Source organism: Kribbella swartbergensis (genome assembly GCF_054784135.1).
On record NZ_BAAGPM010000034.1, the window covers coordinates 621018 to 630157 of the forward strand.

The window sequence follows — 9140 nt, forward strand, 5'->3', positions numbered from 1 at the left end:
CGTCACGTGTTCGCACGACGGCGGAAGCATTTCGGCACTCTGGCTGACAAGGCGACGTACGCGACTCTGCACACCGCCTCGCTGGCCAGCCCGCACCTGCGCGAGGGCCTGACACCCGCCGCGGCCGGCAAGGCGAGCCGCCACCTCAGGGACCTCCTGGGTACGGCGGCCATCGCCATCTGCGACTCTTCCGGCGTACTGGCTTGGGACGGCGTCGGCGGACCGTACGAGAGCAACCACCGGGGCGACGCGAAGGCTCTCGCCGCTCCGACTCTCCGCACCGGGCGTACCGCGGTACTCGGGGCCCATGACGTGGCCTGTGGTGACCCGCAGTGTCCGATCCGTACGGCGGTTGTCGCGCCGATCGTGACCGAGGAACGCGTGGTTGCCGTACTGGTCGCGTACAGCATCAAGTCGTCGGCGGCACTGGTGCGGGCGACCGAGGAGGTCGCCCGCTGGGTGTCGGGCCAGGTGGAGCTGGCCGAGCTCAACAAGGAGCGCACCCGGGCGATGGAGGCCGAACTGCGGGCGCTGCGGGCGCAGATCAGTCCGCACTTCATCTACAACGCGCTGGCCGCGATCGCGTCGTTCGTGCGGACCGACCCGGAGCGGGCGCGTGAGCTGCTGCTGGAGTTCGCCGACTTCTCCCGGTACGCGCTCCGGCGTGGCGGCGAGTTCACCACGCTGGCCGACGAGTTGCGCAACGTCGAGCGGTACCTGGTGCTCGAGCAGGCCCGGTTCGGGGACCGGCTGAAGGTGTCGTTGCTGATCGCGCCCGAAGTGCTGCCGGTGGTGATCCCTTTCCTGGTCGTGCAGCCGTTGGTGGAGAACGCCGTACGCCACGGCCTGGAAGGCACCACCGGGGTCGGCCGGATCACCATCCGCGCCCAGGACCGGATCAACGACGCCGAGATCAGCGTCGAGGACGACGGGGCCGGCAGCGATCCCGAGGTGATCCGGGCCGCGCTGGCCGGTGAGTCGGGCAGCGACTCGGTCGGTCTGGGCAACGTCGACGCCCGGCTCCGGCAGGTGTACGGCGACGCCTACGGCCTGGTGGTCGAGACCGCCGTCGACGCCGGGACCAAGGTGACTTTCCGGGTGCCCAAATACTCCTCAGGAGTGCATGCCTCGCCCTAGGGTGTGGGCATGGCCGACACTCCCCTGCGCGCGCTGGTCGCGGACGACGAGGAGCCCGCCCTGGCCGAGCTGGTGTACCTGCTGGATCAGGACCCCCGGATCGGCGAGATCCGGACCGCCTCGAACGGCCCGGACGCGCTGAAGATCCTGCAGGCGACCGACCTGGACGTGCTGTTCTGCGACATCAAGATGCCCGGCCTGGACGGGATCGACCTGGCCCGGGTGCTGTCCAAGTTCCGCCAGCCGCGTCCGCAGATCGTCTTCGTCACCGCGTACGACGAGCACGCGGTGGCGGCGTTCGACCTGGAGGCGACCGACTACGTGATGAAACCGGTCCGGGCCGAGCGGCTGGCCGAGGCGGTCCGCCGGGTGGTCACCGCGGGCGCGCCGGCCGCGCTGCAGTCGCCGGACGAGACCGACGACGAGGTGATCCCGGTCGAGCTGGCCGGCGTCACCCGGTTCGTCCAGCGCTCCACGGTCCGGTACGTCGAGGCGCAGGGCGACTACGCCCGCCTGCACACCGGCCAGAACTCGCACCTGGTCCGGATCCCGCTCAGCACGCTGGAGGAACGCTGGCGCGACGCGGGTTTCACCCGGATCCACCGCAGTACGCTCGTCGCCCTGGCGCATGTGGACGAGATGCGCGTCGACGGCGGCCGGTGCGCGGTCCGGGTCGGCGGTGACTGGCTGCCGGTCAGCCGCCGGCACACCCGCGAGCTCCGCGACCTGCTGGTCCGGTCGACGTCCCTGCGTGGTTGACGGCGATGACATGAGTACGCCGGAGGGCCCGGAGGACCGCGTTCCCCGGCGGGTCCGGATCACCAGCCCGCGAACGAGCGCCGCCCGCCGGCCGATCATCCCGACCGGCACCCGCGAGATCGACGAGCAGACCCGACTCGGCCAGGTCTACATGCAGTCGCTCATCCAGTCCCAGCTCCGGCTGGCGCTCGGCGTCATCGGCGGCGCGGCCGTCGTCCTCGGCGGCATCCCGCTGCTGTTCGCGCTCGTCCCGGCGACCCGGACGGCCGGCATCCTCGGCCTGCCGCTGCCGTGGGTCATGCTCGGCATCGTGGTCTACCCGGTCGTGTACGTCGCCGCGCGGATCTACGTCCGTCACGCCGAGCGGATCGAGGCCGAGTTCACCGAGTTCGTCGGGCGGCAACAGTAGATGTCGTCGGCAACGAGTCTCATCGGGATCGGGCTGGTGATCGTGGCGACGATCGGGATCGGCCTGTTCGGGCTGCGGATCTCGCGTACCACCAGTGACTTCTACGTCGCCAGCCGGGTCGTCACACCGCGCTGGAACGCGTCCGCGATCAGTGGCGAGTACCTGTCGGCGGCCTCGTTCCTCGGTGTGGCCGGCCTGGTGCTGGTGAACGGCGCCGACATGCTGTGGTTCTCGGTCGGCTACACCGTGGGCTACCTGATGCTGCTCGTCCTCGTCGCGGCCCCGCTGCGCCGATCGGGTGCGTACACCTTGCCCGACTTCGCCGAGACCCGCTTCGAGTCGGCCGTCGTACGGCGCATCTGCTCAGGTCTCGTCGTCGGCATCGGAACCCTCTATCTCTTGCCGCAGCTCCACGGCGCCGGCCTCACCGTGCAGACGGTGACGGGCGCACCGCCGGCCGTCGGCGCCGCGGTCGTCGCGGTGATCGTGGTGATCAACGTCGCCGCGGGCGGCATGCGCTCGATCACGTTCGTGCAGGCGTTCCAGTACTGGCTGAAACTGACGGCCCTGGCCACGCCGATCTTCGTCATCCTGATCGCGTGGCGGTCCGCGGAACATCCGGTCGGCGTACTGGAGTCGCTGCAGGGCGCCGGTGCGGAGTGGGCCGAGCCGCTGTCCACCGCGGGCGGCCGGGACCACCCCCTCTACGCGACCTATTCGTTGCTCCTGGCCCTTTGTTTCGGAACGATGGGCCTGCCGCACGTCCTGGTCCGGTTCTACACGAACCCGGACGGCCGGGCGGCACGTCGTACGACGGTCGTCGTCCTGGCGCTGCTGGGGACGTTCTACCTGTTCCCCCCGATGTACGCCGTTCTCGGCAGGACGTTCGCTCCGGACCTGGTCGGGAGTGGCGCGGACACCGTCGTACTGGAGCTGCCGGGGCGGATCTTCCCCGGTACCGCAGGGGATCTGCTCGGCGCGCTCGTTGCGGCGGGGGCGTTCGCGGCGTTCCTGTCGACGTCGTCGGGGTTGGTCGTCGCGATCGCCGGCGTGATCGACCAGGACCTGTTGCGGAGCCGGCTGCACCGCTGGACCGGCGGGGACTACGTGGCGGTGAACAGTTTCCGGATCGCGGCGCTGCTGTCGATGTGCGTGCCGTACCTGGCGTTCTGGCTGACCGGGTCGCTGAGTCTGGCGGACACGGTCGGGCTGGCGTTCGCCGTCGCGGCATCGACGTTCTGTCCGCTGCTGGTGCTCGGGATCTGGTGGCGCCGGATGTCGACGACCGGGGCCGCCGCCGGTCTGGTCGTCGGCGGGGTGGCGGCGAGTGCGGCCGCGCTGATCAACGTGATCGGCGGGCCGGAAGGCGGCTGGCCGAAGGCCCTCGTCGGCCAGCCGGCGGCGTGGACGATGCCGCTCGCGTTCCTCACCGTGATCGTCGTGTCCAAGCTCACCCCGGACAGGATCCCGGCGGGCACCGCCCGCAGCATGGTCCGGCTGCACACCCCCGAGGCCGTCGACGTCGACCGCGGCCTGCCGCAGCCCTACCGCTCGTCGTGAGGATTCGACCGCTCGTCGCAGGTCGGTGATCCACCGGTCGACTGGTGTGGTCCGCTGAGCGCTCGGTGCGCGCCGGTGCTGTCGGGGCACGCGTGACGCGGGACACAGTACGACCAGCAACCCCTGCCGGTCGCTCCGCCCGGCCTGATTCCGTCTGGAGGTGCCGCCAATGAACGAGCGAAGCGAGTTCATCATCGGGCACAGTGCGCCATGTCGCTCATCCGCGCCCGGAGCGAAGCGAGGACGCGGATGAGCGAAACCACGCGATCCGCGGGCGATCCGGAACTCACGACGTACCGAGACGTCCAGCTGTCACCGGACTTCTCTGAACTGCGTCGCCGGTTCCGGCGCTTCGTGTTCCCGATGACCGGCCTGTTCCTGGTCTGGTACTTCGTCTATGTCCTGCTCGCCGCCTACGCACCCGGCTTCATGTCCACGCGGATCGGCGGGAACATCAACGTCGCGCTGCTGTTCGGGCTCGGGCAGTTCGTGTCGACGTTCGCGATCACGATGATCTACGTCCGCTGGGCCGACAAGCAGGTCGACCCGGACGCCGAGCGGCTTCGCCACCAGATCGAGGGAGTTGACCAGTGACCGCACCATTGTCGTTGCCATTGTCGTTGCCGCTGGCAACCGACATCGGCAGCCCGACCGTCAACATCGCGATCTTCGCGCTGTTCGTGGTCGCGACGCTGGCGATCGTGATCAAGGCGTCCCGGAACAACCGGACCGCGGCCGACTTCTACGCCGGCGGCCGGTCCTTCACCGGCCCGCAGAACGGTATCGCGATCGCCGGTGACTACCTGTCCGCCGCGTCCTTCCTCGGCATCGCCGGTGCGATCGCCCTGAACGGGTACGACGGCTTCCTCTACTCGATCGGCTTCCTGGTGGCATGGCTGGTGGCCCTGCTGCTGGTCGCCGAACTGCTCCGGAACACCGGCCGTTTCACGATGGCCGACGTACTGTCGTTCCGGCTCAAGCAGCGGCCGGTCCGGATGGCGGCCGCGATCTCGACCCTCGGCGTCTGCTTCTTCTACCTGCTGGCGCAGATGGCAGGCGCCGGGGGTCTCGTCGCCCTGCTGCTCGGTATCGACGGCCGGGCCGGGCAGAGCCTGGTGATCGCCGTGGTCGGCATCATCATGATCACCTACGTCCTGGTCGGCGGTATGAAGGGCACCACCTGGGTGCAGATCATCAAGGCCGTCCTGCTGGTCCTCGGCGCCGGCCTGATGACGCTGTGGGTGCTGGCGAAGTACACCTTCAACCTGTCCGGCCTGCTCGGTGCGGCCGTCGACCGGAGCCCGACGGCCGGCGAGAAGCTGCTGAACCCGGGACTCCAGTACGGCGCAACGGGGATCAGCAAGCTGGACTTCATCTCGCTGGGCCTCGCCCTGGTGCTCGGTACGGCGGGCCTGCCGCACGTGCTGATGCGCTTCTACACGGTGCCGAACTCCAAGGAGGCCCGTCGCAGCGTCAGCTGGGCGATCTGGATCATCGGCATCTTCTACCTGTTCACCCTGGTCCTCGGGTACGGCGCCGCCGCGCTCGTCGGCCCGGACGCGATCAGGGCCGCTCCCGGCCGGGCGAACTCGGCCGCACCGCTGCTGGCGTTCGAACTCGGTGGTGAGCTCCTGCTGGGCGTCATCTCCGCGGTCGCCTTCGCCACCATCCTCGCCGTGGTCGCCGGCCTGACCATCACCGCGAGTACGTCGTTCGCCCACGACGTCTACGGCCAGGTGATCAAGAAGGGTGAGGTCAACGCCGACGGCGAGGTCCGGGTGGCCCGGATCACCGCGCTGGTGATCGGCGCGGTCGCCATCGTCGGCGGCATCTTCGCCAACGGGCAGAACATCGCGTTCCTGGTGGCGCTGGCGTTCGCGGTCGCGGCCAGCGCGAACCTGCCGACCATCCTGTACTCGCTGTTCTGGCGGCGGTTCAACACCCGCGGCGCGCTGTGGAGCATCTACGGCGGTCTGGGCTCGGCGATCATCCTGATCGCGTTCAGCCCGGTCGTCTCCGGCAAGGTGGACGCCAAGACCGGCGCCAGCCTGTCGATGATCACCGACACCGGGATCGACTTCCACTGGTTCCCGCTGGACAACCCCGGCATCGTCTCGATCCCGCTGGCGTTCCTGCTCGGCTGGCTCGGGACGGTCACCAGCAAGGAGCAGACCGACGTCGACAAGTTCGCCGAGATGGAGGTCCGCTCCCTGACCGGCGCCGGCGCCGAGAAGGCGGTCCAGCACTAGACCTGTCAGGCAGGCCCTGCTGAACCGACGCGAACCTGCCTGACAGCCCCACCCCCGCCCCGAAGACGGACCCGGCCCCCTCCCGGGTCCGTCTTCACGTTCCGGACTCGTCTCAGGACGGCTGTCGACGCCCGCGCGGCTCCTTCGTCGCCGTCCTGCGCGCCGTTCCTCAGGCGAGTTCGAGGGTGGGCCAGAGTTTGTAGAAGGCGTCGCGGGAGCGGATGCCGCGGTGTTCTTCGGCGGCGTGGAGGCGGCCGAAGGTGAAGGCGTTGCCGCCGTCGAGGTGGACCTGGACGGCCAACTGGCGCAGCAGGTCGCGGGAGACGACGGAGTCCTGGTGTTCGCCGAGGACTTCCTGGACCTCCTCGGCGCGGGAGGCGAGGTCCGCGGCTTCGTCACCGAGAACCGGTACGGCGGACTCCGCGGCGTACCGGAGTCGCTTCGCGGCCTTGCGGACCTCGTGGAGTTCGTGGTCCTGCTCCGCCGTGGTCTCGGCCGACTGGGAACGGCGGACCGCCTTCCGCATCCGCTTCCAGTCGTGCTCGAGCAGGTCGTGGATCTGCTTGGCCGCCTTGCGGTCGTCGCCGACCAGGGGCGGGTTGGCGATCAACTCGTCGAGGCTGTCGAGCAGCCGGAAGTACCGTTCGCTCTCCAACGCGGCGAGTGCACCCGCCCGGCCCTCCTTGTACACGGCCCGCAGATGGTCGTCGATCCGGCCGGCGACCCGGCCCATCACCAGTTCAGTCGGCTGCTCGGCGACTTCGGCAGCGAAATGTTCGCGCTGCACCTCGGCGTCCCGCGCGACCCCGAGCTCACCGGCCAGCCACTTCAGCTCTCCCCGGATCCGGTCGCCCACCTGACGGTCGATCACCGGCCGGTACGTCGCCAGCGCCGACCGCAGCCGCCGGGTCGCGACGCGGAACTTGTGGATCGCGTCGGGGACGTCACGCCGTACCTCGGGATCGCGGTCCCGGATCGCCTGCACCTGGGCCGCGGCGTACGCGCGGAACAGGTCCGACGTCCGCGGTTTCGACGGCAGCTCCCACGCCTCGGCGGTGGGTATGCGATCGCCCAGCGCACGCGCGAGCTTGCTCGGCCCGGACGCCGGCTCGGCTCCGGCTGATCGCAACAGCTCGTCCGCCTCCTCCAGCAACGAGGCGTCGCCGCCGACGAGCTCGAGCTCCCACTCACGCCAGGTCTCCGGCTCGGATCCTTCGACGGTCGCGGTCACCCGGTCGTCGGCGAGCTCCGCGAGCACCACCCCGTCCTCGTCGAGCAGGCGGTGGACCACGCGCTTGGTGTTGAGTGTCACCACCGGCACCAGTTCGTTGCCGCGCACGTGGACCCGGACCGACCGCACGACCGCGATCGGCACCTTGCCGTTCGTCCGGCCGAGGGGGTGCCGGATCTCCAGCCGCCCGCCCGAGGACTTCGGGAACTTCACGTGCCAGCCGTCGTCCTCGCCGCCGGTCCGCCGCCGCAGCGTCACCTTGTTGGCGGCCAGAGCCAGCGCCTCGGTGTCGTAGTACACCGCCTGGAGGTCGAGCTCGACCGGTTGCGCCACACTCGCGACCCCCGGCAGCTCGTGCAACGCCGGCAGGCTCGCGGCCTCGTCGACGTCGTACTTGGTCTCGATCTCCAACTGCTCCGTGGGCGACATGCCTCTTGTTTACCAGGCGTTCATGAACAGGGTCAGCGAAGTGCCCTCAGGTCGGCCGCCAGGCGTTCGGCATCCCGGTCGGGTACGCCGTTGCGCCCGATCCCCGGTGTGGACGGCCAGATCTGCCGGTCGTGGTTGAGTTGCAGGGCCCAGGCGAGGAGCACGAGGAAGAGCAGCAGGATCAGCATTTTCGGCCTACCGACGCGAAGAAGGTGTAGTGGAAGGTGCCGCCCGGCTCGGCGGCTTTCTCGAGGTCGCGGATGCCCTGCTCCCATTCGGCGGGCGTTCGCATCCCGGCGGCGATGGCCCGCTCGCGGACCGACTCGACCATCGCCACGAACGTCTTGCGGGTGAAGCCGTCGACCAGGTGCGGGAGCGTCTCGTCGGCGTACACCGTGCAGGGCCAGGCGCGCACCTCGTCGTACCCGGCGTCCTTGAGCAAAGGCTGTAGTCGGCGGCCGATCAGTGCGTCGCCGCCGGCCGCGGCCTGGAGGTCGACGAGGCAGTCGATCACCGCTTGCGCCGCCGGGCTCCTCGGGTGGAAGAACGCGGACTCGTGATCGCCCTCGATCACGGTGATCGTGCCGCCCGGGCGGAGGAGTTTGCCCAACCTGACGAGAACCTCGTACGGGTTCGGCAGGTGCTCGAGCACGAAGCACACGAAGACGTGGTCGAAGTCCCCGTCGGGAAAGGGCAGGTCGAGGATGTCGGCGTGCCGCCACTCGACGCGGGCATCCGGCGCGACGGCCGCGACCCGGGCCTTGGCCCGGGCGAGCGATTCCTCGGAGATGTCGACGGAGACGAGGTCGATGCCGGGGCTGCGCGTCACCAGTTGGACCGTCTGCGCACCGACGCCGCAGCCCGCTTCGAGCACCCGGCTGCCGGCCGGGTAGCTGATGCCGGCGTGCAGCAGGTCGGCGAGGGTTTGCGCCTGGTCGGTGAGCCGGCGGGTCTCGGCGGAGGTGTAACCGTGGACGTAGTCAGTTCCCATAACTCCACGCTCCCGCCATTATGGACTGGTGAACAGGTCCAATCAGGGCGAAATTGGCCGGTCCAAAGCGGGTGCCGACTTCCTTCAGCTGGACATCACCGACGCGCCCGCGGGCGGGTTGGCGGACTGGCTGACCGAACGGCTCCGGGCAGCGATCTCGGACGGCCGCCTCCCGATCGGCAGCCGGCTGCCCGCCACCCGCGTGCTCGCCGCCGAGCTACAGGTCTCCCGCGGCGTCGTCACCGAGGCCTACCAGCGCCTGACCGAAGACGGCCACGTCACCGGCCGCGGCCGCGCAGGCACGATCGTCGTCGCCGCCCCCATCTCCACCCCCCACCTCAAAAACCCCCACCCCCCTCAATCCCAGCCCACCAC

The 9140-nt window shown here is 69.8% G+C and carries 10 protein-coding genes; 7 read left to right on the plus strand and 3 right to left on the minus strand.

Features of this window, described 5'->3' with window-relative positions; genetic code table 11:
• The first annotated feature begins 6 nt into the window (after positions 1-6).
• From ACYVOK_RS32060 to ACYVOK_RS32085, 6 genes are all read left to right on the plus strand, one after another.
• Positions 7-1137 (plus strand): histidine kinase, encoded by a 1131-nt coding sequence (locus tag ACYVOK_RS32060; protein ID WP_460666331.1) that lies wholly within the window; start codon positions 7-9, stop codon positions 1135-1137.
• Between the two features lie 9 nt (positions 1138-1146).
• On the plus strand, positions 1147-1896 hold the full coding sequence (locus ACYVOK_RS32065) for a LytR/AlgR family response regulator transcription factor (RefSeq protein WP_460666332.1): 750 nt from the start codon (positions 1147-1149) through the stop codon (positions 1894-1896).
• A 10-nt stretch (positions 1897-1906) separates the two neighbouring features.
• On the plus strand, positions 1907-2305 hold the full coding sequence (locus tag ACYVOK_RS32070; RefSeq protein WP_460666333.1) for a hypothetical protein: 399 nt from the start codon (positions 1907-1909) through the stop codon (positions 2303-2305).
• Positions 2306-3865 carry a sodium/solute symporter gene (locus tag ACYVOK_RS32075; protein ID WP_460666334.1) on the plus strand — a complete coding sequence of 520 codons (1560 nt, stop codon included), beginning with the start codon at positions 2306-2308 and terminating at the stop codon, positions 3863-3865.
• 249 nt (positions 3866-4114) lie between these two features.
• Positions 4115-4459, plus strand: coding sequence for a DUF485 domain-containing protein (locus ACYVOK_RS32080; RefSeq protein WP_460666335.1), 345 nt, complete (start codon positions 4115-4117; stop codon positions 4457-4459).
• Positions 4460-4467: 8 nt separating this feature from the next.
• Positions 4468-6114 (plus strand): solute symporter family protein, encoded by a 1647-nt coding sequence (locus ACYVOK_RS32085; protein WP_460666351.1) that lies wholly within the window; start codon positions 4468-4470, stop codon positions 6112-6114.
• A 169-nt stretch (positions 6115-6283) separates the two neighbouring features.
• Here the strand turns inward: ACYVOK_RS32085 and ACYVOK_RS32090 are convergent, their stop codons facing one another.
• The 3 genes from ACYVOK_RS32090 to ACYVOK_RS32100 are packed head-to-tail and all read right to left on the minus strand — an operon-like array spanning position 6284 to position 8765.
• Positions 6284-7774 carry a CYTH and CHAD domain-containing protein gene (locus ACYVOK_RS32090; protein ID WP_460666336.1) on the minus strand — a complete coding sequence of 497 codons (1491 nt, stop codon included), beginning with the start codon at positions 7772-7774 and terminating at the stop codon, positions 6284-6286.
• Between the two features lie 32 nt (positions 7775-7806).
• Complete coding sequence (locus tag ACYVOK_RS32095) at positions 7807-7962, minus strand: hypothetical protein (RefSeq protein ID WP_460666337.1); 156 nt, start codon at positions 7960-7962, stop codon at positions 7807-7809.
• Positions 7956-8765, minus strand: a complete 810-nt coding sequence (locus tag ACYVOK_RS32100) for a methyltransferase domain-containing protein (protein WP_460666338.1) — start codon at positions 8763-8765, stop codon at positions 7956-7958. The genes ACYVOK_RS32095 and ACYVOK_RS32100 overlap by 7 nt, the downstream gene beginning before the upstream one ends.
• Positions 8766-8793: 28 nt before the next feature.
• Between ACYVOK_RS32100 and ACYVOK_RS32105 the strand changes: the two genes are divergently transcribed.
• On the plus strand, positions 8794-9140 hold a 347-nt coding region (locus ACYVOK_RS32105; RefSeq protein WP_460666339.1), incomplete at its 3' end, for a GntR family transcriptional regulator.